Genomic DNA, 26689 nt, shown 5'->3' with positions numbered 1-26689 from the left:
TCGATCCCGATCGAGCATCACCGATTTGACCTGACATTCCCCGCTCTCAACCGCCGACCCCATCGCGAATAGTGGAGAAATAGCGGTCGGTTCCGACCTGCCCGCCCTTGAGGGCAATTTCCAGCCCATCGATCGCCTTAATGCTTGAATGCGCCACACAAAGTGGCGAGCCCGGCGATGCCGGCAGCGGCATTCGCACAGTCAGCGCGTCGACGCCCATCTGGCCAAGTGCATGGCTCGACGTGTCGCCGCCGGCAATGACCACGCGCAGTAGCTTCTCTTGAAGCGTCAGTTCGCGGAGAACCTCGCCAAGGCCGCGGCCGAGCTTATGGCGGGCGCCTTCCCGGAGATCGATTTCTGCACCGCGGTCGGCCGCAGGTCCGAGCGCTGTGTAGAGGATGACGCTGCGCCCGGCCCGTAGGCTGGAGCGGCCGGTCGCCACCGCGCGCGCAATCGCATCGTTCGAAGCCTCAGAAACCAGTTCGACGGGGTCGAGCTCGATCCCGTCGAAGCCGTCGGCCAGAGCATGACGGATCTGTCGTTCCGTCGTCGGCGAGCAGCTCCCCGAGACCACGGCGATCCTGTCGGCAGCCCCCGGCGGCGAAAAGGCGGATTTGGTATGCACGATCCGGTTCGATGCCCATTCGACCAGCAAGGCATATTCGATGCCTGAAGAGCCGACGACGAAATAACCGCCCGGCTTGCGAGCGCGCCAAATCTCCTTGCCGGCAAGTGCCTGGGTTTCCAGGCTATCGACATCGACAAGCACGATACCTGAGCCATTCTCCACAAGCCGGTCGAATGCTTTCGACCGCGACGCAGACTGCAGCGTCGCCAGGTCGACCAGGCCCGAGGCGAGGCTGGTCTGGCGCGACAGATGGATCAGTAGGTCGGATTCGTCCATCGGCGTGGTCGGATGGCGGCTCATCACGGGATGGCGGTCGATGCGGAAATATTTTTCGCGATAGGCCGCGAACAGATGACCGAAGGCGGTGTAGCGCTTCAGCTGCGGCGCGCCGACCACCAGCGGCACGCCGTCTTGCCGGAAAACCGAGCGGCCGATTTCGATCGCCCGGCCGATGCTGCCGATTGCCGGGCTGGAATCGAAGGTCGAGCAGACCTTGTAGTGGCAGATCTCGGCGTTGACGGTCTTCAGCCAGGCGAAGGCATCTCGCAGATGCGTGTCCATCCACTGCGGCGTCTCGCTGCGGCTGGTGCCGGCCAGCCCAAGGGCGCGGCAATGCGCAAATTGCGAAAGCAGCGCCTCGTCCGGCTGGCGCATGAACAGGACGGTCGGCACGCCGCCGAGCTCGAGCGCCTCCATAACGTCGGTCGAGCCGGTCAGGTCGTCGCCATAGTAACTCAGAAGCAGGTTTTGCATGGCGTCAGGCCGCCTCGCCGCCGCCGAACTTCTCGATCGACCGCGCCAGCTCGACATGGCTCAAGGCATAATCCGCCAACGGAATGTCCTGGACCGCCGCCTGCCAGGCCTGCTGCACGGCGCGCACGCCGGCGCCCGGCCCGTCCGGGTGGCTGACGATGCCACCGCCGCAGAGATAGAGAAGATCGACCGTCCGGCCGGTTCGCTGGAAGGTTTCAGGCGCCTGCCCGCCCCACTGGCCGGAGCCGGCGACCGGCAATGCGCAATCGGCCGGCGAAAAGATCGGCGTGGTCACCGCCTTGAAGGATTCGACGAAGGACCAGTCGGGTTCCCAGTATTTCGAGGCGATGCCGTTGATCTGGAACTGGTCGACGCCGAGCAACCGCCAGAACTGCTGCCAGACCTTGAAATCCATGCCGAGGCCGGGATGGCGGGTGAGAATGTCCCAGCCATTGCGGTGGGCATGGAGCACCAGGCTGGAGCGCTTTCGGAGGTAAGCCATGCCACCAAAGCCGATCGAATTGATGTTGACCACCGCGCAATTGCCGCCGGCCTTTGCCACCAGATCGTGGTTTCGCATCATCTCGTCGGGATCGGCATGTGAAATGCCGAAGGCATACATGACCTTCTTACCGGTCTTCTGCTCGTGGTCGAGGATCAGCGGCATGATTGCCCTCACTCGCTCCGACAGCGGTGAATAGGCCGGGCTCATCAGCTTCTCGTCGTCCTTGATGAAGTCGACGCCGGCGGCAATCAGCTCTTGCACCATTGCGGCCGTCTCGTACGGGCGGAGTCCCAGCGCCGGCTTGACGATGGTCCCGATGATCGGACGATCCGCGACACCGGTCAGCCTGCGGCTGCCCGTGACGCCGAATTGCGGGCCCGGATGCGCGCCCCGGTACTCCTCGGGTAGCTTCATGTCGACGACACGGATGCCGGACAGGCCCTTGATCGAAAAGGCACCGCCGATGGCGATGGTCATCAGCGCCGACAGGTCGGTGCCGATGGCGTCCAGCGGAAAGGCGATATCGATGTCGGCGCGCTTGACCGGGCCGTTGCGTGCTTCGGGGCTTGCTCCGGAACCGGTTTCGGGAAGGGACGGCCGGTCCGCGTCCGGCAGATGCCGTATCGCCAGGACTCGCGCTGCGACCCTAGCCTTGAGCTCTTCCGTCTCGCCGGCCAGCGCGACGAAGGTCCCGGTCGACTGGTCGCTTGCAATCTTGGCCGCCAGCGCCTCGATATTGCCGGGCGTTTCGATGCGATAGGTAAGAACAATCATATTCGCGCGGCCTGCCGGGGAGGTTTCGAAAAAGGTTCCTTGGCCCTCGAAATCTGGTATAATGAGTACATAAGCATTGCAAGCCCTATCAGGCTTGGCGGTAAGGGCGAGTCGGCAACAGGCGTTCCGGAATTCACGGCGGAAATGCTAGGTATAGGCCGGTCAAAGGAGTGATTCGCGACGATGAACCGTTCGGAGCCGATCGTCCGGCGCAAGCTTTCCGACGAAGTATTCTTGAGACTGAAGCGCCTGATCACCGGCGGCGAATTGCTGCCGGGTGACGACATGCCGTCGGAGCGCGAATTGATGGAGCGTTTCGAGGTCGGCAGGCCGGCGATCCGCGAGGCGATGCAGGCGTTGAGCAATATGGGGCTGGTCGCGATCTCGCATGGTGAGCGTGCCAAGGTGCTGCAGCTCACCGCCAAGTCGATCATCAAGCAGGTCGACGGCGCAGCCAAGATCATCCTGTCGTCATCGAAGGACACGCTCGAGCACCTCAAGAACGCGCGCATCTTCTTCGAGCGCGGCATGGTCAAGGAAGCTGCAGAAAAGGCCACAGCCGAGGACGTGCAGCGGCTGCGGGAAACGGTCGCCGAGCAGCGCAGCCATCGTGGCAACTCGGAAGCCTTCATATCTGCCGACATGAAATTCCACACACAGATCGCGGCAATATCCGGTAACCCGATCTATGTCGCTGTCAGCGAGGCAATGCTAGGCTGGCTAAAGGAATACCACACCGAAATGCTGATCTGGACCGGCAAGGAAAAGTTCACGCTGACCGAGCATGAAGAGATCGTCGGACGCATCGAAGCCAAGGATGCGGATGGCGCCGAGAAGGCGATGATCAAGCACCTCGAACGCTCGCGCGCGCTCTACGTGATGAATTCCGGCAACTGAAAATCAAGTGCAGGTCCCGACCGGCGTCGCGGTCGGACCTTGTTCTCGGCCTACTGGCTGACCACAGATCAGCCTGAGCCCGGACCGACGCAGTTTTATGTTGCCGTCTGAATCCGGTGTATGTGCCGCGTTGTTTTCATTCAGCGATTTCAGCATTTGCATCTTCCCAGCCGTGGATTTCCGCCGCCCGCTTTCGTCAGCAGGCCCGCATAGGCCCGTCTTGGAGGCGCCTGGCTTCTTCTTGAATTGGCAATTCTTGCAAAGACTATGCTAGATTTGCCAATCGGCGAGAACGACACCGGGAGAACCGCAATGGCTGACAGGAGCCTCCACGTCGTGATCTGGCTGCCGTCGAATTTCTATTCGGCCGTCGTCTCGACGCTCGTGGAAATGTTTCAGCTTGTGAATGACGTCTGCCGTTCACAGGTTCTCTCCTGTGAATTCGTTTCAAGGGGCGCGCCGTCGACATCAAGCACCGGAATTTCCTTCCCGACAAAGGCTCAACCATCGCGAAAAATGGATGTCCTGATTCTCATTGCGATGCCGGGCGTCGAGATTCCGGAGCTTCTGCGCTCGCTCGACGAGGAGAGTGAACATTCAAAACCGCTGATCGCGCTTGCGCAGCAGCAGGACGCAATCATCGCAGCACATTGCGGCGCGTGTTATCTGCTCGCCAATTCGGGATTATTGGACGGTAAACGCGCAACGATATCCTGGTGGCTGAAAGCCGAGGCAAGCCGCCGGTTTCCGCAAGTGCGATGGGACGCTTCCCGCCTGCTCATTCGCCAGGACCGCCTTTACACATGCGGAGGCGGGTTTTCCGGACTCGAACTCGCCAGGGCTTTGCTGATCGATCTGGGCTTCTCGAAGGAGGAGCGGATCATTCGAAAACTTCTGGTTCTTCCTCCGCCGCGCAAATTCCAGAGTCCCTACGAATTTTCTCTCGACGAAATTTCGAACGAGGCCAGCCCATTCGAGAACAAGCTGCGCGAGCTCTCGAACGACAAGATGTCGGAAATCGATCTGAAATTTCTGGCAACCGAATTGGGCATGTCTTCGCGAACCCTGTCTCGCAGATTTTTCGACGAACTCCAGACAACGCCGGGAAAATGGATCCAGGAAAGGCGGCTGGAGTTGGCAAAATCCATGCTTGAGGAAACGAAACTGAGCGTTTCAGAAATTTGCTATCGGGTGGGATATCAGGACGTCGCCTCGTTCAGCCGTCTTTTTTCCAGGACAACTGGAATGGCACCAGGCGAGTTTCGAAAGCAGATCCGGTGACAAGTCGGCAACGGAAGTGCTGCCGCTACGGGCAACCGCTGCCGAAGTGCGGCTATCCAAGAGCCTCGGCAAATGACTTCAGCCGATCCGGACGATTGCGTAGGGTGTCATCACAAGATGGTCTCGGCCCGACGTGTCTTGCGGAATCTTGCGCGACATTCGCCCATCCCAGATCTTCAGAGGACCCCGATCGGAGCCGAGCCCGGAAACATCGACCGGAAAATCGTCCGGGGTAAGGTTCGCCAGCCAGACGATGATCTTGCCTGTCTGGGAGCGGCCGGCCAGTGCCAATACCCGCGTCTCATCGGTCGTTGTCGCCGCCACATGCGCATGGCCGGCCAGATCGCAAAGTCCTTTCACCGCGTGGAAAATCGGCCGGGGTGCACCTTCTTCGACAGGTTCGCCCGACGAGGCCAGTACGCCGAATGGTCCGGTGAAGCTGCAGAGCGTCAGCATTTCGAGCCCGGCCGGCGCAACGCGCGCGGCATAGCCGATCGTCCATGCGGCCCCGAACAGCCCGGCATGGCGAGGGTCGCGGTCAGCCATTGCAATGCGCTGATTGTCGGGATTGGCCTTGGTCGCGCCGCCATAAGGGTTCTGGCGCATGGCAATGGTCGAGGGCCCGATCCGATAAGGTATTGTTCCGAAGATCGTTCGTACTGACGCCGTGATGAAAGGCAGTGCCTCCAGCGATTGCATGACGCTGAGATCGTCGGCGGCGTGCACGATCGGGCAGGTGCAATGCGTGACGAAATCGAGCGGGTCAGCCGGCACACGCTTGCGATTGAGTTCGGTGAAATAACTGAACATACCGCCGCCGAGGCGGGTGTCGGGAAAGGCGCGCCGCGCCGCGGCATAGACGTCTTCGAGCGGTGGGCATTGCGGCCATGCACTGCCCGGCGGCGTCGACTGCCGGTCGACCGAGGGCGAAACGGCAATGGCCGAGAGCTTGAGCCCGGCCTTGCGCACCCTGTCGGCGACGTCTGAAAGCTCGACGTCGAGATCGCCGTCGCCGGCAATGACACATTCGAGCGTTGTCCGGACCGGATAGGCGGCGGCGAGCTGGGCGTAAGCCCGCAAGGCGTCGAGCCCATGGCCACGCGTCGGGTCGTAATGGAACATCAATTGCTGCGGACCAAGCTCGGACAGCACCGATAGCTTGTCCAGCGCCGCCTCGACCTCATCCGGGTAGATGGTCACGCCGATATCCGGCAGCGCCGGTCCGGCTTTGCCGAGCGTGACGCGAATTGGTTCGACGGTTGCCGCAGCCGCCGGCACTTTCCCGCGACCCTCTATCCGCAAGCTGATGGTCTGGCGGAAGGTCTTGCCGGCGGGCAGCACATAGGGCCATGGCAGCGCCAGCGGCCGAACATAGGTCTTGTAGGAGGCATCCGACCAGTTGCGCTGGTCCTCCATCTCGAAAGTGTCGCCTTCCATCCGGCATTCGGCGGTGACGTCGGGCCGGACTTCATGAGTGATGGCGCGCAAATCCTTGAAAGGTTGCCAGGGATCGATCAGCTCTGGAAGCCGCGTCGCGACCACGCTGCCATCGGTATGCTCGACCGTGACCGGGCTGCCGGCTAGGCCGGCAATCGGATGCAGGATGCAGAAGCCGCAGCGATTGGTCTCGAAATCGTTGTCGGGAAGAGCGCTCACGTCGAAGATCAGCTGGCCATCAGCCGAGCCCTTGATGGTCGCACGGAAGTCGAGCCGGCTTCCCTCCGGTCCGAAACAACCTGCCGAATAGCTGACGGAAAAAGCCTCGGCATCCTGCTCGATGGTAAGGTCGGCCAGTGTCGGCTCGTAGGTGCCCCAGTCGCGATCCCTGACGATGAAGGCGATGGCGCGCAGAACCTCGGTGCCGCCATGCCGGACGGTGCGCAGATTGCCGTTGACGAAGTCCGCCGTCAGCGCGCCGGCGCGCAGCCTGACCGGTTCGGCTTCAACGGCACGTGTGCCGTAGAGGAGGAAGGCGTCGGCTGTCATTTCAGCAAGGCGTCGAGTTGCACCGGCTCCCGGCTTGCGGCGCCAGCGTACGCCGCCTCGACCAGCGCTAATGTCTTGAGGTTGTCCGCGCCCGAGGTCGCGGGCTCGGTTCCGTTGGTCAGGCAATCGACCCAGTGCTTTTGAATGGCGACGACGCTTTCCTGGATGTTGTGCCACGGCCGCGATGCCCAGGCCAGCAGCGGTGGCGAGACGTTGCTCACGGCTGTCCCGCTCCTGCCGGTGACGGTGAGCCGGTAGCCCTGCGCCAGCCGGATCGTGCCGTCGCTGCCGTCGATCTCGATCAGCGTCTCCGGAAACGGCTCTGTCGCGAGCTTGCTCGCGTAGCTGCAGTCGACCATGGAAGTGGCGCCGCTCGTGTGGTCCATCAGCATCGTCGCAACGTCCTCGCCGGCAATGCCGGGATTGATGCGCGCCGTTCGCGCAGTGACCGTCGAGACGTCGCCCAGCAGGAAGCGGGCGATGTCGAGGATGTGGATACCCAGATCCTCGATGATGAAGCGCTTTCCCGTCGCCAAATAAGGCTGGCCGGAAAACACGTCATAGGCAGAGCGGAACGAGATCCGTCCGAAAAAGGGGGTGCCGATTTCGCCGCTGTCGAGCACGGTACGCACCGCCTGGATCGGCGACTGCCAGCGAAAATTCTCATGCACCATCAACGGCACGCCGGCGTCAGCACAGGCCTTTATCATCGCCTTGGCGTCGGCAAGCGTCGGCGCAAACGGTTTTTGGCAGATTGCCGGAACACCGTGCTGCGCCGCCATCTCCACGAGCATTCTGTGGCTTGGTGCGGTGGTGGCGACGTCGACGAAATCCAGCCTTTCGCCGGCAAACAGCGCTGCCGCGTCGGTATAGCGCCGTGCGACCCCGAACTGGTCGCCAATGATCCGCAGCCGGTCCGGATCGCGGTCGCAGATGGCGGCGATCGAGGCGCCCTCTATGTCGCGCCAGGCATGCATCTGGTTGACGGCAAAGAAGCCGCAGCCGATCAGCGCTCCACGCAGTTCCGCCATGTCAGCCGGCCTTTGCCATCTGCATCAGCGTGACACGGCTCTGCAGCCGGCGCTGTGCCTGGTCGACGACGACGGCGACGATGATGACGAGGCCCTTGATCACCATCTGCCAGAACGAGCTCACTCCCATCATCACCAGCCCGTCCGAAAGGATGCCGATGACGAAGGCGCCGACAATGGTACCGCCGATGGTACCGCGTCCGCCCGACATCGAGGTGCCGCCGAGCACTGCCGCGGCAATGGCGTTGAGCTCGAAGCTCTCGCCGGTCGCCGGATGCGAGGCCATCAGTTCGGACGAGATGATCAGCCCGACGATCGCCGCGCAGAAGCCGGAGAACATGTAGACGAACATCTTCACCATGTTGACGCGGACGCCTGAAATCCGCGCCGCCCGTTCATTGCCGCCGACGGCGAAGATGTGGCGGCCGAGCGGGGTGTATTTGGCGAGATAGGCCGCCCCTACCGCAACAACGACCAAGATCCATATCGAAACCGGCAAGCCGAGCAGCCGGCCGGCGCCGAGGTAGCCGAACCCTGTGGTGCCGAGCTCGGGCTTGCCGACGAGATTGGGGAAAGTACGGCCGTCCGACGACAGCAGCGCCAGGCCGCGTGCGACATAGAGCACGCCGAGCGTGGCAATGAAAGGCGCAACGTTAAGCCTGGTGATCAGCAAGCCGTTGACGGCGCCGATCAATATGCCGACGGCAAGCGTGATCAGCGCGATCTCGAAGACGTTGAAATAAATGGTGTAGCCGACCTGCAGGTCGATGCCGTTGAGCACGAGGTAGCCGGCCACCATGCCGCACAGGCCGACGATCGAGCCGACCGACAGGTCGATGCCGCCGGTGATGATGACGAAGGTCATGCCCATTGCGAGGAATGCGTTCAGCGCCACGTGCTTCGACATCAGGATAAGATTGGCGGCCGATAGGAAATTGGGGGCGGCTATCGAGAAGAATAACAGCACGGCGATCAGCGCGATGAACGTCCTCGCCTTCATCAGCGTCAGCAGGACCGAGCCGCCCGACATGGAGTTGACCGCCGCCTTGGCTGGGATGTCAGTCATGCGCCTTGCTCTCCGTGCGGGACCGGTCCGTGGCCGAAGGCCGAGGCAGCGACGAGCGCGGCCTCCGTCGCCTCTGCGCGATCGAACATGCCGGTCAATTTTCCATTGCTCATCACCGCGATGCGGTCGGACAACGCCATCACTTCGTCGAGATCGGAGGTGGCAAACAGTATCCCCAGGCCGTCGCGCGACAGCTTGCGCATGGTGCGGAACACGTCGGCCTTGGCGCCGACGTCGATGCCGCGGCTGGGCTCGTCCATCAACAGCACCTTCGGGCCGGTGAGCAGCGCCTTGCCGATCACCACCTTCTGCTGGTTGCCGCCCGACAGCGACGAGACTTCCTGCGCCGGATCGGCGACCTTGATCGCCAGTTCGCGCACCGTCCGGGCCACCGCCTGTCGTTCGGCGGCACCACGAATGTGGAACAGGCGCACGAACCGCGACAGGCTGGCCAGCGTCAGATTGCTGGCGACGGAGAGGATCGACACCAGCCCTTCGCGCTGGCGGTCTTCGGGGATCAGCGCCAGGCCGCGCCGGATGCGCCGCGTCGTGTCGCGCTCGTGCACTTTTTTGCCGGCAATGAATATCGTGCCCGTCGAATGGCCGTGGCGGCCCATGATGCAGTCGAACAGCTCGCTGCGTCCGGCGCCCATCAGGCCATAGATGCCGAGAATTTCGCCGGCGCGCAGCGACAGCGAGACGTGATCGACCGCAAGCCCGCCGGTGACGCGCGGCAGGCAGATGTCCTCGGCGCGGAATATTTCCTCGCCCGGCACATGGCCGTCGGCCTTGGCGAAGTCCTTGGCGTCCGAGCCGATCATCTGCCGCACGATCCACTGGGTGTCGACGTCTTTCATCTCCGCCTGGCCGGTGATGCGCCCGTCGCGCAGCACCGTGATGGTGTCGCCGATGCGGATCAGCTCCTCGAGCCGGTGCGAGATGTAGACGATTGCCACGCCGCGTGCCTTGAGGTCGGCAATCACCTTGAACAGGATCTCGACTTCCGCCGCGCTGAGGGCCGAGGTCGGTTCATCCATGATCAGGATGCGCGCATCGAGCGAAACCGCCTTGGCGATCTCGACCAGCTGCTGCTGGCCGATGCGCAGATCCTCGACCAGCATGTCGGGCCGGATGCCGGCTTCCAGGCGTTCAAGGAACTCCGCCGCGCGGCGCTCCTGCTCCTTGCGATCGATCTTGCGGAAGCGGTTGGTGATCTCGCGGGTGGCGAAAATATTTTCGGCGACAGTCAGATTGCCGAACAGATTCAGCTCCTGGAAAACCATGCCGATGCCGCGATTTACCGCGTCCCCGGATGACGAGAAGGAGACCTCCTCGCCGTCCAGCAGAATGCGCCCGAGCGTCGGCTGCTCGACGCCGGCGATGATCTTCATCAGCGTCGATTTGCCGGCTCCGTTTTCGCCGACCAGCACGTTGACCGCGCCTTTGCGCACCTCGAAATTCGCCCGCTTGACCGCGACGGTGCCGGAATAGACTTTCGAGACGTCCTCCAGCTTCAGGATGACATCTTGATCGCCGGTCATGGCTTCGGCCCGATCTTTGCCTCCGCCGGCGTCACCAGCGGCAGGTCCTGGCCACTGCCCGGCGTATAGGCGCCAAGTACCTCGACGCTGCGGCCCTCGAGTGCCTCGCGCGGCAGCTTGGAAAGCACGGTCTTGTCGGCGTAGGCGTTGAAGGCCTTGCCGAACTGGGCGAAGTCGATCTGGTTGGTGAAATCGTTGAACTGGATGAAGTCGAGGCTGTCGCGCAGCGCGGTTCCGCGCATGGCGGGTCCGATCTGCACCCGCGCGTCCGCCTTGCCGTCGCCGTCGGCATCGATGTCCATCGTCGCCGCGCGTGACTGTGTATTGGCTGCCACGACCTTGCCCTCGAGCCGAACGGCGAAGGTCCATGGCGAATTCGCCTGCTTCTTCGGGTTGCCGTATTTGGCGCCGGCAGCGGCGGGATCGGTCTTGGCCAAGGTGTGAACCTCGGCAAACGGCCCGGCCTTCTGCTGCAGATAGGGTATGACTTTCGCCGCCCAGATGTCCTCGACCATCTTGTCGGGATTGAATGCGGAGCCAGTGCCGCCGTTTTCCGCCGACGGCGTCGGCAGGATCTTGCAGGCGGTCAGGCTGCCTATTGCTGCGAGGAACAACGCGACAAAGATCGGCCGGGTCAGCGTGTTGAACATGTCGGCTCGTTCGGCATGGCAGTCAGGAGCACCCAGAGAAATGGAAGAAAGGGCGAAATGGAAGCAAGGGACGAACCGGAGGCTCGTCCCTTGCTGCTTGATGTTACACCGGCTCAGTTGGTGAGCGCGAACGTCTCCAGCTTGGCGGCATTGTCGCCATTGACCAGGACGCAGTCCATCAGCTGCTTTTCCTCGGCCGGAGACTTCTTGTTCTTGATGAAGTCGTTGGCCTGCTCGACCGCCATCTGCGCCTGCGCGAAGGCCGGCTGCAGGACTGTCGCCTTGATGCCGCCGGAGGTGATCGAGTCGCGCACGTCGTTCGACCCGTCGAAGCCGACGACGATGACGTCCTTGCGGCCGGCAGCGGCAAGTGCCGCATAAGCGCCCATAGCCATCGTGTCGTTGCCGGAGATCACGCCCTTGATATCGGGATTGGCCTGGAGGATCGATTCCATCTTTGTATAGGCCTCGGTCTGGCTCCAATTGGCCGACTGCTGCGCCACCATCTTCAGGTCCGGATAGTCGTCGATGACGTCGTGGTAACCCTTGGAGCGGATGCCGGCATTGGTGTCGGATTCCTTGCCGACGAGCTCGACGAAATTACCCTTCTCGCCCATCAGCTTGACGAATTCCTGTGCGCCGAGCTGGGCGCCCTGGTAATTGTTGGAGACGATCTGCGCGACGGCAACGCCGGTAGCATTGATCTCGCGATCGATCAGGAAGGAAGGAACGCCCGCGTCCTTGGCCTTCTGCACCGCGGCGACGGTGGCGTCGGCGCCGGCATTATCGAGGATGATCGCCTTGGCGCCGCGGCCAATCGCCGTGTCGATCAATTCGGACTGCTTGTTGGCGTCGTCGTCATGGACGAGCACCAACGCCTCGTAACCGAGTTCCTTGGCCTTGGCCTCCGCGCCGACAGCTTCCGCCTTGAAGAACGGATTGTCATGCGAGGGCGTGATGATGGCGATCAAATCCGCCGCATAGGCGGGTGCGGCGGTGCCAAGCGCCAGCATGCCGGCAAAAGCCGCAAGCGTCATTCTGCGTGTCAGTTTCATGTATTCCTCCCGTTGAAAATCCGTGCCTTATCCCAAGGCTATATGCATTCGATTTCGTTAGCCGGCCGTAGGCGGCGGGTCGCGTCAGATTCACAAGCCCTTGGCCGGCATCACCTCGACGGATCGCTCCCCCTATCCTCCACTCATCCAGCGCCTGATCCTGCTGCGAAGCTTGACGGTCCGATCCATCGAACAGCTAAGCCAACTGGTATAATGAGTCAATGACAATTTCAGGTGACATGTTCCGGAGAGCGCGTCGCTGCCCTCAAGTGATGCGCTGAATGCTCGCGGCAATCTCCTCCGGCTCGAACACCCGCTTCCAGTCGTCGCGCATCAGCACCGGCTTGCCGAACTCTATCGCCTTGTTGCAGGCGTCGGAGAACACGCCTTTGGTTTCGCCGAAGATGACGGCGCCAAGCACGTTCATATGACCAAGCAGGAAGTCGAGCGCCGCCTGCTTGTCGACCCCGCGCGCCACCACCTCGTCGACCGCCTCCTTCATGACGACGAGCAGCGAAGCGCATACCGTTTCCGAAAGGCCGGGCTCGAGCAGCGCCATCTGATCGACCGTGACGCGATGCGAGCGCATGACCGGGGCCCAGATGATCTTGGCGATCGCCTCACCCCTGGCGAAATCCTCCTCCGGTCCCTGCATCAAGGCGCTGACCATGTGCTGCTTGGCCTTGACGCCGCCGAAATAGTCCTTCTTCGCCGCCATGTCGGTCTCGTCGTTGAAGATCGGCGGATGGCACGGGTGGGTGACGAAATAGGTCAGGTCCGGCCGCTTCGGCAAATGCCCGGCGAAAGGTGCCGCGGCGTCGAGCACGACGACCATCGTGCCTGATGCAAGCTTGCTCTCGATACTCGCCGCGACCTTGCCGATGTGCGTGTCCGGAACCGCCAGGATCACCACATCGGCGCCATCAAGCGCCTCATCGGCGCTGACGGCATCGATGCCGAGGCCCGACTTAAGCCGCTCGCGGCCGGCGTCGCTGACCTCGACATGGCGTATCGTATAGGGAGATCCGCGAAAATTGGTCGACAGACGGTAACCCATTTTGCCGCCCGCACCAAACAGCGCAATCGTTGTCATGTGTCCGTTACTCCTGAATTCCAACGACGGCCCTGCCGATCGTCATCCCATTGACTTGTGAGCACATTGCCGCCGGTTGGCGGATTAGAGAACGCAGGGGAGCCGCCGCTCAAATGACGATGCCATGGACGATGTCTCGGGCGCCCGGATGTCCAGCACAGCGCAGCTACGCGGAGCATGCTACCTCAGGTACACATTATACCAGCATACCAAATTGGCAAGCGGCCATGGCACGGCTCTGACCACTTGCTCGGCCGTCGTTTACCTCCTGTTCAACGGCAATGAGCGATCATCGCGCTGAACCGCCGATCGGCGGGATGATTCGCAGCCGACAAAGGCCCATGCTCGAAACGTCACTCTACAGCCCGGTCAAGGCCTTCCTGGAAGGCCTGGGATTTATGGTCAAGGGCGAGATCGGCGGCTGCGATCTGCTGGCGCTGAGTGCCGACTCTCCACCGATCGTCGTCATCTGCGAGCTGAAGCTGAAGTTCAACCTCGAACTCGTCCTCCAGGGCGTCGACCGTATGGCGGCGAGCGACGAGGTCTGGCTAGCGGCATGCATGTCGGCCCGCGGCAAGGGCCGTGAGAGCGATGTGAGATACCGCAATCTCTGCCGTCGGCTCGGCTTAGGCCTGCTTGGCGTGCGACCGAACGGCGAGGTTCAGGTGCTGCTCAGCCCGACGGCATTGGCTCCGCGTCGCGATCCCCGGCGCCGCTCGAAGCTAATTGACGAACACCGGCGTCGGCAGGGCGATCCTGTCGCCGGCGGCGGCTCGCGTGCGCCGATCATGACCGCCTATCGCCAGCAGGCGCTGGCATGCGCCGCAGCCCTCGCCGACGGCCCAAAGCGGCCGCGTGACTTGAAGCCCAACCTGCCGAACGCGCCTAAGATCCTGCTGCACAATGTGTATCGCTGGTTCGCGCGCACCGATCGCGGGATCTACGAACTGACCGCTCAGGGCCGTGAGGCGTTGCAGCGCTGGCCGCAGCCCGATCGCAGCCACACCGCTGCCTGAGACAGGCAACGCCGGATTTCGCGCCCTGCTTTCCGCGACAATCACGGCTTTCGGCAAGACATCACCTCGGTCACGGAACCATATTTCGACACGATGGTTTTGTCGTCACCGAATTGATCGTCCGCTGAGCAAACGGAAGGAACGGCCATGCGCCTATCGACGACAATTGCCACACTTTCGGCACTGGCCCTTGCCTCGCCGGTCTATGCGCAATCCGTGGGACCAGAGCTTGCCCCTGTCCCGCCGACGGCCCCGCAAACCCTGCCAGAGCAAGCCACGCCCGAAGGGACCACTCCCGACCAGGCTACACCTGACCAAGCCTTCTCCGCCCAGAATTTCACCGCAGTGACAATCGTGGCGATGGAGGATCTGCCTCCTGACATCAAGGCACAGGCGGAGGCCGTCGTCACTCAGACCAGCGCCGAGGATTTGCGCATCCTGCAAAGTTCGATCGACGCATCGCCGCAGGCGGCATCTGCGCTGGCGGCGAACGGGCTTAATTCCACGCAGGTCGTGGCGGCCAATATCGACGGCGACGGCACGCTGACGCTGATCATCCAGACGACGACGTGAGCGGCTGAAAGCGGACAAGCCGGCTCCGGCACGGAAACGAAGGCCGCCCGATCGCGGAGGACTGTCATGGCCGAGGCTGCAGTTCGCAACTTCACCATCAATTTCGGGCCACAACATCCCTCCGCTCACGGCGTCCTGCGGCTGGTGCTCGAACTCGACGGCGAGATCGTGGAACGCGCCGATCCCCACATCGGCCTGCTGCATCGCGGCACCGAAAAGCTCATCGAGTACAAGAACTACCTGCAGGCCTTGCCCTATTTCGACCGGCTCGACTACGTCGCGCCGATGAACCAGGAGCATGCATTCTGTCTCGCCGCCGAGAAGCTCCTCGAAATATCGGTTCCGAAACGCGGACAGCTCATCCGCGTGCTTTTCTGCGAAATAGGCCGGCTGTTATCGCACCTCCTCAACGTCACCACGCAAGCCATGGACATCGGCGCGCTGACGCCGCCGCTCTGGGGTTTCGCCGAGCGCGAGAAGCTGATGGTCTTTTATGAGCGCGCGTCCGGCGCCCGCATGCACGCGAATTATTTCAGGGTCGGCGGCGTGCATCAGGATCTGCCGTCGGAACTCCTCGACGACATCTGGAAGTTCTGCGATCCGTTCCTCAAGGTCTGCGACAATCTCGAAGAGCTGTTGACCGAGAACCGCATTTTCAAGCAGCGCAATGTCGATGTCGGCGTGATCGGCCTCGACGATGCCTGGGCCTGGGGCTTTTCCGGCGTGATGGTGCGCGGATCGGGCGCGTCCTGGGACCTGCGCAAGGCGCAGCCATACGAATGCTATTCGGAGATGGATTTCGATATCCCAGTCGGCAAGCATGGCGACTGCTACGACCGCTATCTCGTCCGCATGGAGGAAATGCGCCAGTCGGTCCGGATCATGCGGCAATGTCTGGAAATGTTGCGCTCACCAGAAGGTCAGGGGCCGGTCGCGATCCCGAACCGCAAGATCACGCCGCCGCCGCGTGCCACGATGAAGCGCTCGATGGAAGCGACGATCCACCACTTCAAACTTTATACCGAAGGCATTCGCGTGCCGAGCGGTGAAGTCTATGCCGCCGTCGAGGCGCCGAAGGGTGAATTCGGCGTCTACCTCGTGTCGGACGGGGGCAACGTTCCCTACCGATGCAAGATCCGCGCACCTTCCTTCGCCCACCTGCAAGCGATGGATTTCCTGTCCCGAGGCCATATGATCGCCGATGTTGCCGCGATCATCGGCTCGCTCGACATCGTGTTCGGAGAAATCGATCGCTAGTTTAGCCAGGTCGCAGGATCTTCCCCGATCGCAGGATCATTCGTCGTTAGTAGCCGCGCAGGCAGGCCTGGACGGCGCTCGACCGCCGGTCAGACGAAGGCCCTCACCTGCGGCGGGCCGGCTCAAATTCTCACATCAAAGACGGACGCATGGCCGCGACAAGGCGCAGCCAAGCGTCGAGGAGTTTCACAATCTGCGCGGCCCGACGGGGCACGAGCCCTTCCAAGTTCGGAAGCGCTCTCCACGGCGCGGAAAGAACGCGTGTTCCGCCGTTCCTCGTACCGCCTCAATGCACGATCAAGCCCTTCATCCAGGCAACAAATCTGTTGCCGCGAACTATCCCGCGCACCCTGGCAGCGGCCCATCTCGCTTGCATCGTAGCGCCGACATGGCAATGGCAGACGATTTGGTGCAACTGCCGGTCGCTCAGTTCGAAGAAGCGCTTTGCCTCACCATAGGTATCATCGCTGAGACCCATGGCACGCAGAACCGGATCCTCGAAGGCGACAGTGAGCGGCGTCCCAGCGCCACGCGATCTGTCACGCGCTTCCCTGTTCATATATTCGGTGCCTGGAAGCGCCCCAAGGCATCGCGTCGGGTTTTGTTCGAGAAGTTCCGCCCAACGTTCAATCCGCTGGGTTCGAGTCATCGCCGGATACGCCGCGAAGGACTCAACTTCCGCGACGGCCTGCAGTTGGTCGAGTGTTTGATGTTTCATGGTCGGCTCCTGTCGACAGGTGAATTCGCCCACGCCTACATGAGCAATTATCGCGCCATGGAGCGCTGACAAGGCCGGACCGCCGCAACATGAGGCGTACAGATCACCTGCCCGGTGAAGCGGCGCTCGAATTCCGACGCGCCCCCGCCTGTGTTCGATGTCGACCCGTTAACCGAACCCGTTTCCGGACAGGAACTTTTGCGGAAGCTTGCCGTTTGGCTTTGCGTCCGCTTCGGCGGCTGCAATATCAGTCTTGAAAGCAATTCCGTTGGACACGAAGCCTCAACGCGTCGAGCAAGACGTCGAGCCTGTAAATGAAACCCGGGAGCAACCGGCCCCGGTTCGAGAATCTCGTGAGCGATCGGCAGAGCCCCGGCAGGAAAAACCCGACGGGAATGCCTCGCAACGAAAGGCCGGTCTGCTCGGCTTTCCCAGGCGCCATCCCTATGCGGCCGCAGCCATCGCGCTTGCGCTGTTGCTCGTCGCGGCAGGCATCGCGATCTGGTGGCTGAACGCTCGCCAGTACGAATCGACCGACGACGCCTTCATAGATGCGCGCACAGTGACGATCGGTGCGCAAATAGCCGGCCGCCTTACCGAGCTGGCGGTTGCCGACAATCAGCATGTACAGGCGGGCGATGTCCTCCTGCGTATCGACGACAGCGACTATCAGGCAAACCTGAAGCAGGCCGACGCCGGCGTCACCGCGGCCGAGGCCGAAATCGTCAATGTCGCCGCCCAGATCGAGGCTCAAAACGCAAAGGTAAACGCTGCCCAGAGGCAGGTTGCACAGGCCAAGGCAGCGCTGGATTTCGCCAAGGCCGAGGATCAACGCAATCGCGAACTCCTGGCCAGGGGCACAGCAACGCAGCAGCAGGCGCAGCAGGCGGCATCGACGCTGCGTCAGGACCAGGCCGCGCTGGACAGCGCCGAGGCCAATGTCGCCTCCGCAAAAAGCCAGGTTTCGGTCTTGCAGGCACAGGCCAGGAGCGCCGAGGCGCAGCTCGAGCAGGCAAAGGCCAGCCAGGAGCAAGCGCGCACGACGCTGTCGCGCACGACTATCACAGCACCCGCAGCCGGGCGCGCAACGAGCATTTCCGCCGCTAAGGGCACCTACGCCCAACCCGGCCAGGTATTGATGATGTTCGTTCCCGACGAGGTCTGGGTGAAGGCCAATTTCAAGGAGACGCAGCTCGATCTGATGCGGCAGGGACAGCCGGTCGACATCGACATTGACGCCTACCCGGACAAGTCCTTTCATGGCCGCGTCGACAGCATCCAGGCCGGCAGCGGCACCGCCTTCAGCCTCCTGCCGGCCGAAAATGCCACCGGCAATTACGTCAAGGTGGTGCAGCGCGTGCCGGTCAAGATCGTCTTCGACAAGCCGCCGGATGTGCTTCTCGGGCCAGGCCTGTCGGTGGTGCCGACGGTCAAGGTGCGATGAACGGCGAAACCGCCAGAAATCAGGGCGAAAGCCGATCCGCCGCCGGGACACACAATCCGTGGCTCATCGCCGTCGTCGTCTCCATCGCCACTTTCATGCTGGTGCTCGACACCTCGATCGCCAATGTCGCCCTGCGCAACATCGCCGGCAGCCTGGCGGCCGGAATGGATGAAAGCACCTGGGTGATTACCACCTATCTCGTTGCCAACTCGGTGATCATTCCGGTCAGCGGCTGGCTGGCAAGCGTCATCGGCCGAAAGCGCTACTACATGCTCTGCGTTGCGACCTTCACCGTCGCGTCGCTGCTGTGCGGACTGGCGCCCAACCTGGAACTGCTCATCCTGTTCAGGGTCCTTCAGGGCCTCGGCGGCGGCGGCATGGCGCCAAGCGAGCAATCGATCCTTGCCGACACCTTTCCGCCTGAAAAGCGCTCGCAGGCCTTCGCGCTTTACGGCATTGCCGTCATCGTCGCACCGACGGTCGGGCCGACGATCGGCGGCTGGCTGACCGACCATTTCTCCTGGCACTGGATCTTCTTCATCAACGTGCCGTTCGGCATCCTGTCGCTGGCCCTGGTGCAATGGCTGTTGGTCGAGCCGGACGTACTCGAACGCGAACGCAAGGAACGGCTGAAGGGCGGCCTGAAGATCGACGGGGTCGGGTTCGTCCTGGTGGCGATTGCCTTGGGGTGCCTGGAGATTTTTCTCGACCGGGGCCAGCGCTACGATTGGTTCGCCTCGGATTTCATCACCACTTTCGCAGTGATTTCCGCGATCGCGTTCCTGCTGCTTATCCCATGGGAACTCAGTCGCGGCGATCCGGTCGTCGACATGCGTCTATTGTTCACGCGCCAATTCGGCACGGCCTTCCTGGTCATGATGGCGGTCGGTGCTATCCTGTTCAGCACCACCCAGATCGTGCCGCAGCTGCAGCAGACGACATTTGCCTACACCGCGACGCTCTCGGGCCTTTCGATGATGCCGGGCGGCATCGCCATGCTGATCTTGATGCCGGTATCCGGATTTGTAGGCACCATCGTGCAGCCCAAATACCTGATCATGATGGGCATGTCGGTGGTCGCAGTGGCCCTTTGGCATATGACCTCGCTCACCCCGGACGCCAGCTTCCGCTTCTTTGCCTTTGCCCGTGTTTTCCTGATGGTCGGACTGCCGTTCCTGTTCATTCCCATCTCGACCGCGGCCTATGTCGGCCTGCCCCCGCAGAAGACCAACCAGGCATCGGCGCTGATCAACGTTGCGCGCAATATCGGCGGCAGCATCGGCGTCTCGCTGTCCAACACCGTCATTGCGCAAAGCTCCCAGATCCATCAATCGAATCTGGTCGGCCACACCGTGCAGTCGTCGCCCGCCTATCAGCAGGTGCTTCGGCAGGCGACCGAGCATTTCGTCGCCCAGGGTTCGCCGATGCTCGAGGCGAAGCAGCAGGCGATCGGCTGGCTTGGCCAGTTGATCGCCCGCCAGGCCACGCTGCTCGCCTATGTCGATGTCTTCCGCTACTGCGCGGTGGCAACCGCCCTGCTCGTTCCGCTTGCTCTGCTGCTGCGATCAAGCAAGTCGGGCAGCAGACAGGCGAATCCGGAGATGGGCTGACCAGAAGGCGGGAACCAGCTGACCCATTGCGTTGTTCTGCGCCAAGAGGAGATGATCACGATGGCCACTATTCCCACACCCGAGCCAACCCCGACCCCGGTGCCGCCGCCTCCCATCCCCGATCCCAAGCCCGTGCGCGAGCCGGACCCCGACAGGCTCCCCGACGAGGACCCCATTCCCAATCCGGATGAAAACGATATTCCGCCGAAGCGGGCGTTCAACATCTAGCCTATTAGATTTCGAGCACAGCGTAGGGGCGGCCGGTCGGCTTGGCGACATGCATGGCAACGTTATAGACCGACGCTCCGCCCGGCGTGCGGCCCTCATAGGCGCCGCGATGCGCATGACCATGCACCACCGCGCTGACCTGGAACCGGTCTATTGTCTCGGCCAGGCGTGACGAACCAAGAAACGGGAAGATCTCCAGCGGCTCGCCTTCGACCGTCTCGACGACAGGCGCGTAGTGCAGAACGACAAGCGTGCGTTTGGCGCGGACCTGCCTCATCGCGTTTTCAAGCCGCATCGCTTCGTTCACGCTTTCCGCCACCATTGACTTGATCGCCGGTTCGCCGAAGGAGCCGAGCATGCGCGATCCAAAACCGCCAACGAAACCCTTGACCCCGACGAACCCGACCTCGTGAATCTCCGTCGCCTCGCCGTCGAGCAGGTGAACGCCCGCCTGGCGCAGAATGTCGGTGACCTGCTCGACGGCGCCTGACTCATAGTCGTGGTTGCCAAGTACGGCGACGACCGGGATCGTGCAGGCACGCAGTTCCTCGGCAAGGATTTCGGCCTCCCGAGGCTTGCCGAGGTTGGTAAGGTCGCCCGTCAGCACGAGAACCTGGGCTGCACGCGACATCTCGCCGAAAAGATCGCGGTACGAGGCCTGGTCCTCCTTGCCGACATGCAGATCGCCAATGGCGGCGACCTTGAGTGCGCTGCCGTTTTCCGCCTTCGGCGAAGCAGTTTCGAGCTCGTTAGCCATTGCTATGTTCTCCTTCACCGCCGACGTCGGCAAAACCCCAGTCGTTGACGTCGATCTCATAGTCAGTTCGTGAAAGCATGCGCCCACGGCAGATTTTCATCCGGGAAGGTGGCAATTCGCGCTGCTTGGCCAGCCGGTCAAGCAGCTCGTCGAGCAGCCAGGCGGGCACGCGGCCCCGCTCCGTCGGATAGACCCATCGGAAGTTCAAGAGATGCATCAGCAGAACTTCCCAATGAACTTCCATGTAGGAAAGCAGCCTTTGCCAGTCGATCTGGTCGTGGGCCTTGAGGATGGTGTGCGCGATGTCGGCCCCATCGTGGCGACCGCGGTCCTGGATGAAACTTTTGGACCAGATAAGCTCGGTGGGCCCGATGATCCGCACCTGGCTGCCCAGCAATTCGCCCTGACGGGCGTGCTCCAGCCACTGGTCGTCGACAGGCATTGTGCCGTTCATCGAGGCGAAAATGACGTCGAAAAAATGCGTGCCCTTGAACACTTTGCCGAGCCACCGGTCGTCCTCGACCACGACGGCGTAGCCGATCTGCTTAAAATGGGCGAGGATGCGCGGGCAGTCGCCGGCCTTGCAGAAAATGTCGAGATCCTTGGTCTGGCGGATGATCCCGGTATAGGCGCTTACGGCATAGGTGCCGGCGACGAGAAAGGGGATGCCGGTCGCGACAAGCTCGCGGATCGCTTCGATATAAAAGACCTCCGCTTCGGCATTGCGAAGCGTCGGGGCGGCTTTTGGATCGACCGACGGAACGGATGCCGGGATGGCGCTTTCCGGTGGGGGATTAATGATCATAGCAATGGCTCCTGGCCCGGCAGACCAGCAGCCGCCTGTATCTAATAGCCAAGCACACCCGATGGTTCCCGCCGCTGCGTGCCACTACCGCCCTCGCCTGCTGCATCAGGCGGATACGCCGCCGTGGCAGGCCTTCGAAGCGGTCATGGTTGTCGGCTGCGGCGCGGCCCTAAAAGGATATGTGAGCGGTCATTTTGGCGTCAAGATCGCAGCGCGGTCAGCCTCAAGCGCGTCGAGGCGGAGTGGGCCCGCTATCGTCCTCGGGTCCGGAAAGGATTGGCTTCAACATGGTTCCCGAGCTGTCGGAGGCGCTGCGCACTCGGCGCAACAGCCACTTGAGCGCCCGTGGCCAGACCGACTCTGTTTGCCGGAAAGCTGCAGGCGGCGTGGCGAAAAGGCCATTCTCCATTTTGTAGTCCCTCACTGTCTCAGTCCAATCAGCGTTCTTCAACGAGCAAAGCTTGTGTTGGTTCCGCGTCGCCATCGGCGGGAGCACGGGCTGGACAGGCGAAGTCATCATTGGTGGGTTCGAGCGGGCTGGCCCTCTGCAGCGAAATCAGTGGCCTCGGCGATCAAGTCGCGGAATTCAGCCCACTAGCCGGCGGGATTCAGCTCGTATCCTGATGCGCCGGCTCTGGACACGACCCGCGAAGGCTGAAATTGTGATCGGCATTTTCCAGTTGCAAATTTGGTTGGGCTCGGCGGGGATGGCGCTGGTTTCTGAAGACATTGCCAGCCATCCGGCACTGCGTCGCCATGTCCAGGCTCAGTCGCGGACGCTTCTCCAGACCTATGAAGCGAACCCGCGGCTGGCTTCCGTATTCGCCACGCAACAGCGTTGGCTGATGGCCCATATCGGCCTTGGCTTGTATTTCAATCGAGAGCCGGACGATCATCGCAAGGGACTTACGTCCGCACGGTTCATGGACGACATCTGCCGGCATTCGGTGGCCAGCCGCAACACCGCCGATGCCTTCCTGAAGGAGATGCTGCATTACGGTTTCATCCGGCATCTGCCGATTAAATATGGGCGCATCCGCCCCTTTGAGCCGACCGCGGGCACTCTGGAGACGGTTGCCGGCTGGGTCATGGCTCATCTGAAAACGCTGGACAGCCTGGATGGTGGATCTCGACTGGCTGCATTCGTCGCACAACCGGACGTACTCGCCAAACTGCAGCCGCTGGTGGCCGACGGCCTGCTTTCGTCGCATGCCGTGCGGCAGCCAAAACAGACTTTTTCCTTGTTCACCTGGCTCGACAATGGCGGCATCGTCATGGATTGGCTGATGTCCGGCGTCGACCCCGATCATGCCGACCTGGACCGAATCCCGACCGGTGTCGTCTCAATCGGGGATTTCGCGAACTGGCTCAAGCTTTCCCGCACTCACCTGTCACGCAAATTGCGCGATGCCGAGGAACTCGGCAGCATCGGCTGGCTGGGCCAGCGTGGTCATTCGGTCATGTGGGTGTCGAGCGAGTTCTACCAGGAATACATGACCGCCCAGGCGGTCAAGCTCGCCATCATCGATGCAGCCTTCGACAATTGTGTTGTAACTTCCGAAACCAGCTGAACCGCGAGCCGACCGCCGTCGTGGCAGCCTTGGCGCCGCCGCGACGGAGGTCTGGCATTTCAATCGATGTCGAACGACACGCCCTGCGCAAGCGGCAGCGCCTTGGAATAATTCACCGTATTGGTAGCGCGCCGCATATAGGCCTTCCAGGCATCGGAGCCGCTCTCGCGGCCGCCGCCGGTTTCCTTCTCGCCACCGAAGGCACCGCCGATCTCGGCCCCTGACGTGCCTATATTGACGTTGGCGATGCCGCAGTCCGATCCGTCGACGCTAAGAAAGCGCTCGGATTCCTGCAGGTCGCGGGTAAAGATCGAGGATGACAGCCCCGCTCCCACCGCGTTGTGCTCGGCGAGCACGGCGTCGAAGTCAGAATATTTCATCACATAGAGGATCGGCGCGAAGGTCTCCTCCGTCACCGGCGAAACCTGCCGCGGCATTTCGACCAGCGCCGGACGCACGTAGTAAGCCTCAGGCTGGCCGTTCTCGACCCGCATTCCGCCGGTTGCCGTGCCGCCATGCGAAGCCGCCTCCTCCAGCGCCTTCTGCATGTTCTCGTAGGCAGCCTTGTCGATCAGCGGGCCAACCAGAGCGCTTGTCTCCAGCGGATTGCCGACCGAGACGCTCTCATAAGCCTTCTTCAGGCGCGGAACGAGCTGGTCATAGACGCTCTCATGCACGAACAGGCGCCTGAGCGTCGTGCAGCGCTGACCGGCCGTGCCCATGGCGCCGAAGGCGATGGCACGCAGCGCCATGTCGAGATCGGCCGTTGGGCAGACGATGCCGGCATTGTTGCCGCCGAGCTCCAGCACGGCACGCGCGAAGCGCTTCGCCAGGCGCGGACCGACATCCCGGCCCATGCGGGTCGAGCCGGTGGCCGAAACCAGCGGCACCTTCGGATGGTCCACCATGATCTCTCCGACCGCGCGATCACCGATCAGCACCGGCGCCAGCCCTTCCGGGGCATCGCCGAAACGCTTTGCCGCGCGCTTGAAGATTGCTTCGCAGGCGAGCGCCGTCAGCGGCGTCTTCTCAGACGGCTTCCACACAACCGCGTCGCCGCAGACCAGCGCGAGTGCCGCGTTCCACGACCATACCGCCACCGGAAAGTTGAAGGCCGAAATGACGCCGACCACGCCGAGCGGATGCCAGGTTTCCATCATGCGATGGCCGGGACGCTCGGTGGCGATGGTCAGGCCGTACAATTGCCGAGAAAGACCGACGGCGAAATCGCAGATGTCGATCATCTCCTGCACTTCGCCAAGACCCTCGGATGGGATCTTGCCAACTTCGATCGATACCAACCGGCCAAGCTCGGCCTTGTGTGTGCGCAATTCCTCGCCGAGCAGCCGTACCAGCTCGCCACGCTTGGGAGCTGGTACCTGCCGCCACGCCAGGAAAGCTTTGTGGGCATTGTCGATGGTCGTTGCCGCATCGGCCGGCGAGATGGTCTTCAGCGCGGCGATCTGCTCGCCAGTCACCGGGCTGCGCACGATAAGATCGCCGCCCGTAAGCGCGCGCTCGGCAACGCCCAGTTTCGCCAGAAGCCCGGCCGTTTCCTTCGCAATCGTCATTTTCATCCCTTTCAGATCCCGTCGCTCATATGGCGTCGGTCCAAGCCTTGCGCCATACCCGCTCCCTGCCGGTCGGCACACCAGGCGCTGTCATGGCGTGGCATTACGCGTTTCAGGGAGAAATCGCCACCCCGGCATGGTCCAAGCCGGTGTCCGACTGTTGAACCAGCCAGATAGAGCGAACTAGCGTGCCGTCTTGGCGGTTTCCGGCACGGCGCTTTCTTTCATCAGCCGGTCGATATGCATGCGGATATGCGCTGCCTCGGCGGCCGTATTGGCAAGCGCGATGGCGCGGTCGAAAGCGACGCGCGCCTCCTCGCCGCGGCCAAGCTGCATCAGCAGTCCGCCCTCGAGGCCGAAGAAATGGAAATAGCCGGAAAGCCTTCCCTCCAGCGGCTCGATCATGGCGAGTGCGGCTTCCGGTCCACGCACCTTGGAGACCGCGACGGCGCGGTTGAGCGTCACCACCGGCGACGGCTGCATCTGCTCAAGCAGGCCGTAGAGCAGGTCGATCTCGTTCCAGTCCGTGTCCTCGGGCTTTTCCGCCCGCGCATGCAGTGCGGCGATCGCCGCTTGCACCTGGTAGGGACCGGGCTTGCGATGGCGCAACGCCTTATCGACCAGCGCCAGGCCTTCATCGATCATCTTGCGGCTCCACAGGCTGCGGTCCTGGTCTTCGAGCAGCACGATCTCGCCGTTCTCGTCGAAGCGAGCCGGCGAGCGTGCATGCTGCAGCAGCAACAGCGCCGTCAGCCCCATGATCTCCGGCTCGGTCTGGAACAGCCTGAGCAGCAGCCGGGCCAGCCGGATCGCCTCTTCGCAAAGCGGCGCACGCGCCGAAGCCTCGCCGCTGTTGCTGGAATAGCCTTCGTTGAAGATCAAGTAGACCATGGCGGCGACGGCGGCGAGCCGTTCGGAGCGCTCGACCGCTCCCGGCGTCTCGAACGGCACCCCGGCGTCGGCGATACGCGCCTTGGCGCGCGTGATACGCTGCTCCATGGCGCTTTCACCGACGAGGAAGGCGCGGGCGATCTGCTTGACCGTCAGGCCGGAGACGATGCGCAACGCCACCGCGATCTGCTGTGTGGCCGGCAGGTCGGGATGGCAGCAGATAAACAGCAGCCGCAAAATATCGTCGCGGTAATGCGCCCCGTCCAGCCGCTCGGCGACGTCGCTCTCGGCATCCTCCAGATCGGAGATCTGGTCCTCCTCCGGCAGCGGCGCCTGCTTGGCCCGCTTGCGCACCGCATCGATGCCGCTGTTGCGGCCGACGAAAATCAGCCAAGCTGCCGGATCGCGCGGAGGACCGTTTTTCGGCCAGTTGTTCAGTGCCCTCAGGCAGGCGTCCTGGAATGCTTCCTCCGCCGCGTCGAGGTCGCGGAAGTAGCGCAGCAATGCCCCCATCACCTGCGGGCGAGCGGTGCTGATTGCCGTGCTGATCCAGGCGAGTTCGGTCATGCGGAAACCTTGGCGGGATTGAAGAGCGAGACCGGCCGGATTTCATAGGAGCCGCCGCTCGGGTTGACCTCGGAAAGCTCGCGCGCGAAGTCGACGGCCTCATCGAGGTCGGCGCATTCGAGCGTGTAGAAGCCGAGGAACTGTTCCTTGGTTTCGGCAAACGGGCCGTCGATGACGATCGATTCGCCCTTGACCTTCCTCAGCGTCGTCGCCGCGGTCGTCGGCAAGAGCCGCGCCACCGGGCCAAGCCGGCCCGCCTGGGCATATTTTTCCTGCACACCGATAAGCTTTTCCATGACTGCGTCGTCCTGCTCCTTGCTCCAGGAGCAGACGACGTCTTCCGAGGCATAGCAGAGGATCGCGTAGAGCATGGGTCGTCCTTTTCTCTATCAAAGGACGAAACACTAGGACCGATGCCGAC

General features: G+C 62.5%; 24 protein-coding genes. 9 read left to right on the top strand and 15 right to left on the bottom strand.

Translation table 11 applies throughout. The annotated features are described in order from the left end of the window. Nucleotides 1-46 precede the first annotated feature (46 nt). Together NKI54_RS02095 and oiaX are read right to left on the bottom strand one after the other, a co-directional pair. Nucleotides 47-1381: a four-carbon acid sugar kinase family protein gene (locus NKI54_RS02095; protein WP_352568076.1), complete on the bottom strand. Its 1335-nt coding sequence runs from the start codon at nucleotides 1379-1381 to the stop codon at nucleotides 47-49. Between the two features lie 4 nt (nucleotides 1382-1385). Further along, complete coding sequence (oiaX, locus tag NKI54_RS02090; protein ID WP_352644177.1) at nucleotides 1386-2660, bottom strand: 3-oxo-isoapionate-4-phosphate decarboxylase OiaX; 1275 nt, start codon at nucleotides 2658-2660, stop codon at nucleotides 1386-1388. Between the two features lie 183 nt (nucleotides 2661-2843). Between oiaX and NKI54_RS02085 the strand changes: the two genes are divergently transcribed. Together NKI54_RS02085 and NKI54_RS02080 are read left to right on the top strand one after the other, a co-directional pair. Next, entirely contained in the window at nucleotides 2844-3557 is a 714-nt protein-coding gene (locus tag NKI54_RS02085) for a transcriptional regulator NanR (RefSeq protein WP_352577753.1), read from the top strand. 312 nt (nucleotides 3558-3869) lie between these two features. Then, a complete protein-coding gene (locus NKI54_RS02080; protein ID WP_352690521.1) occupies nucleotides 3870-4838 on the top strand; it encodes a GlxA family transcriptional regulator in 969 nt (322 codons plus the stop codon). A 78-nt stretch (nucleotides 4839-4916) separates the two neighbouring features. Here NKI54_RS02080 and apnL read toward each other — a convergent pair whose 3' ends face one another. From apnL to NKI54_RS02045, 7 genes are all read right to left on the bottom strand, one after another. Beyond that, nucleotides 4917-6824: a D-apionate lactonase gene (gene apnL / locus NKI54_RS02075; protein ID WP_352690520.1), complete on the bottom strand. Its 1908-nt coding sequence runs from the start codon at nucleotides 6822-6824 to the stop codon at nucleotides 4917-4919. Beyond that, nucleotides 6821-7855 carry a Gfo/Idh/MocA family protein gene (locus tag NKI54_RS02070; protein WP_352633588.1) on the bottom strand — a complete coding sequence of 345 codons (1035 nt, stop codon included), beginning with the start codon at nucleotides 7853-7855 and terminating at the stop codon, nucleotides 6821-6823. The genes apnL and NKI54_RS02070 overlap by 4 nt, the downstream gene beginning before the upstream one ends. A 1-nt stretch (nucleotide 7856) precedes the next feature. Further along, nucleotides 7857-8921, bottom strand: coding sequence for an ABC transporter permease (locus NKI54_RS02065; RefSeq protein ID WP_352568081.1), 1065 nt, complete (start codon nucleotides 8919-8921; stop codon nucleotides 7857-7859). Beyond that, nucleotides 8918-10462, bottom strand: coding sequence for a sugar ABC transporter ATP-binding protein (locus NKI54_RS02060; RefSeq protein WP_352615397.1), 1545 nt, complete (start codon nucleotides 10460-10462; stop codon nucleotides 8918-8920). The genes NKI54_RS02065 and NKI54_RS02060 overlap by 4 nt, the downstream gene beginning before the upstream one ends. Continuing rightward, nucleotides 10459-11112 carry a DUF2291 family protein gene (locus NKI54_RS02055; protein ID WP_352633592.1) on the bottom strand — a complete coding sequence of 218 codons (654 nt, stop codon included), beginning with the start codon at nucleotides 11110-11112 and terminating at the stop codon, nucleotides 10459-10461. The genes NKI54_RS02060 and NKI54_RS02055 overlap by 4 nt, the downstream gene beginning before the upstream one ends. Nucleotides 11113-11225: 113 nt before the next feature. Beyond that, nucleotides 11226-12167: a D-ribose ABC transporter substrate-binding protein gene (locus NKI54_RS02050; protein WP_352633594.1), complete on the bottom strand. Its 942-nt coding sequence runs from the start codon at nucleotides 12165-12167 to the stop codon at nucleotides 11226-11228. A 265-nt stretch (nucleotides 12168-12432) separates the two neighbouring features. Next, nucleotides 12433-13260 carry a phosphogluconate dehydrogenase C-terminal domain-containing protein gene (locus NKI54_RS02045; RefSeq protein WP_023675474.1) on the bottom strand — a complete coding sequence of 276 codons (828 nt, stop codon included), beginning with the start codon at nucleotides 13258-13260 and terminating at the stop codon, nucleotides 12433-12435. Nucleotides 13261-13601: 341 nt separating this feature from the next. On the opposite strand from NKI54_RS02045, the gene NKI54_RS02040 reads away from it, so the two are divergent. The 3 genes from NKI54_RS02040 (at nucleotide 13602) to NKI54_RS02030 (ending at nucleotide 16106) form a co-directional block, all read left to right on the top strand. Beyond that, on the top strand, nucleotides 13602-14276 hold the full coding sequence (locus NKI54_RS02040) for a DUF2161 family putative PD-(D/E)XK-type phosphodiesterase (protein ID WP_023675473.1): 675 nt from the start codon (nucleotides 13602-13604) through the stop codon (nucleotides 14274-14276). A 147-nt stretch (nucleotides 14277-14423) separates the two neighbouring features. Next, a complete protein-coding gene (locus NKI54_RS02035; RefSeq protein WP_352448156.1) occupies nucleotides 14424-14849 on the top strand; it encodes a hypothetical protein in 426 nt (141 codons plus the stop codon). Between the two features lie 66 nt (nucleotides 14850-14915). After that, nucleotides 14916-16106 (top strand): NADH-quinone oxidoreductase subunit D, encoded by a 1191-nt coding sequence (locus tag NKI54_RS02030; protein WP_352633597.1) that lies wholly within the window; start codon nucleotides 14916-14918, stop codon nucleotides 16104-16106. A 286-nt stretch (nucleotides 16107-16392) separates the two neighbouring features. Here NKI54_RS02030 and NKI54_RS02025 read toward each other — a convergent pair whose 3' ends face one another. Beyond that, nucleotides 16393-16824 carry a hypothetical protein gene (locus tag NKI54_RS02025; protein WP_023675469.1) on the bottom strand — a complete coding sequence of 144 codons (432 nt, stop codon included), beginning with the start codon at nucleotides 16822-16824 and terminating at the stop codon, nucleotides 16393-16395. A 268-nt stretch (nucleotides 16825-17092) separates the two neighbouring features. Here NKI54_RS02025 and NKI54_RS02020 point away from each other — a divergent pair, with 268 nt between their 5' ends. The 3 genes from NKI54_RS02020 to NKI54_RS02010 are packed head-to-tail and all read left to right on the top strand — an operon-like array spanning nucleotide 17093 to nucleotide 20106. Next, the gene (locus NKI54_RS02020; RefSeq protein WP_352633599.1) at nucleotides 17093-18268 is read left to right on the top strand and encodes an HlyD family secretion protein; all 1176 of its coding nucleotides are present in this window, start codon (nucleotides 17093-17095) and stop codon (nucleotides 18266-18268) included. Beyond that, on the top strand, nucleotides 18265-19878 hold the full coding sequence (locus tag NKI54_RS02015) for a DHA2 family efflux MFS transporter permease subunit (RefSeq protein ID WP_352690517.1): 1614 nt from the start codon (nucleotides 18265-18267) through the stop codon (nucleotides 19876-19878). Before NKI54_RS02020 ends, NKI54_RS02015 begins: the two co-directional genes overlap by 4 nt. A gap of 60 nt (nucleotides 19879-19938) precedes the next feature. Continuing rightward, complete coding sequence (locus NKI54_RS02010; RefSeq protein WP_084640998.1) at nucleotides 19939-20106, top strand: hypothetical protein; 168 nt, start codon at nucleotides 19939-19941, stop codon at nucleotides 20104-20106. Between the two features lie 4 nt (nucleotides 20107-20110). Here NKI54_RS02010 and NKI54_RS02005 read toward each other — a convergent pair whose 3' ends face one another. Next, nucleotides 20111-20863, bottom strand: coding sequence for a metallophosphoesterase family protein (locus NKI54_RS02005; RefSeq protein ID WP_352633601.1), 753 nt, complete (start codon nucleotides 20861-20863; stop codon nucleotides 20111-20113). Then, the gene (locus NKI54_RS02000; RefSeq protein ID WP_352633603.1) at nucleotides 20856-21668 is read right to left on the bottom strand and encodes a nucleotidyltransferase family protein; all 813 of its coding nucleotides are present in this window, start codon (nucleotides 21666-21668) and stop codon (nucleotides 20856-20858) included. The genes NKI54_RS02005 and NKI54_RS02000 overlap by 8 nt, the downstream gene beginning before the upstream one ends. 707 nt (nucleotides 21669-22375) lie before the next feature. On the opposite strand from NKI54_RS02000, the gene NKI54_RS01995 reads away from it, so the two are divergent. Beyond that, complete coding sequence (locus NKI54_RS01995) at nucleotides 22376-23239, top strand: hypothetical protein (RefSeq protein WP_352577780.1); 864 nt, start codon at nucleotides 22376-22378, stop codon at nucleotides 23237-23239. Nucleotides 23240-23298: 59 nt separating this feature from the next. Here the strand turns inward: NKI54_RS01995 and amaB are convergent, their stop codons facing one another. The 3 genes from amaB to NKI54_RS01980 all read right to left on the bottom strand — a co-directional run bounded on the left by amaB (nucleotide 23299) and on the right by NKI54_RS01980 (nucleotide 26639). Beyond that, the gene (gene amaB / locus NKI54_RS01990; protein WP_352690689.1) at nucleotides 23299-24810 is read right to left on the bottom strand and encodes an L-piperidine-6-carboxylate dehydrogenase; all 1512 of its coding nucleotides are present in this window, start codon (nucleotides 24808-24810) and stop codon (nucleotides 23299-23301) included. A 183-nt stretch (nucleotides 24811-24993) separates the two neighbouring features. Then, nucleotides 24994-26268 (bottom strand): RNA polymerase sigma factor, encoded by a 1275-nt coding sequence (locus NKI54_RS01985; protein WP_352690515.1) that lies wholly within the window; start codon nucleotides 26266-26268, stop codon nucleotides 24994-24996. After that, nucleotides 26265-26639: a YciI family protein gene (locus tag NKI54_RS01980; protein WP_292663532.1), complete on the bottom strand. Its 375-nt coding sequence runs from the start codon at nucleotides 26637-26639 to the stop codon at nucleotides 26265-26267. The genes NKI54_RS01985 and NKI54_RS01980 overlap by 4 nt, the downstream gene beginning before the upstream one ends. Nucleotides 26640-26689: the final 50 nt, after the last annotated feature.

The organism is Mesorhizobium sp. M0663, from assembly GCF_040320585.1.
GTDB lineage: Bacteria > Pseudomonadota > Alphaproteobacteria > Rhizobiales > Rhizobiaceae > Mesorhizobium.
This window is presented reverse-complemented; position numbering and strand designations above follow the sequence as displayed.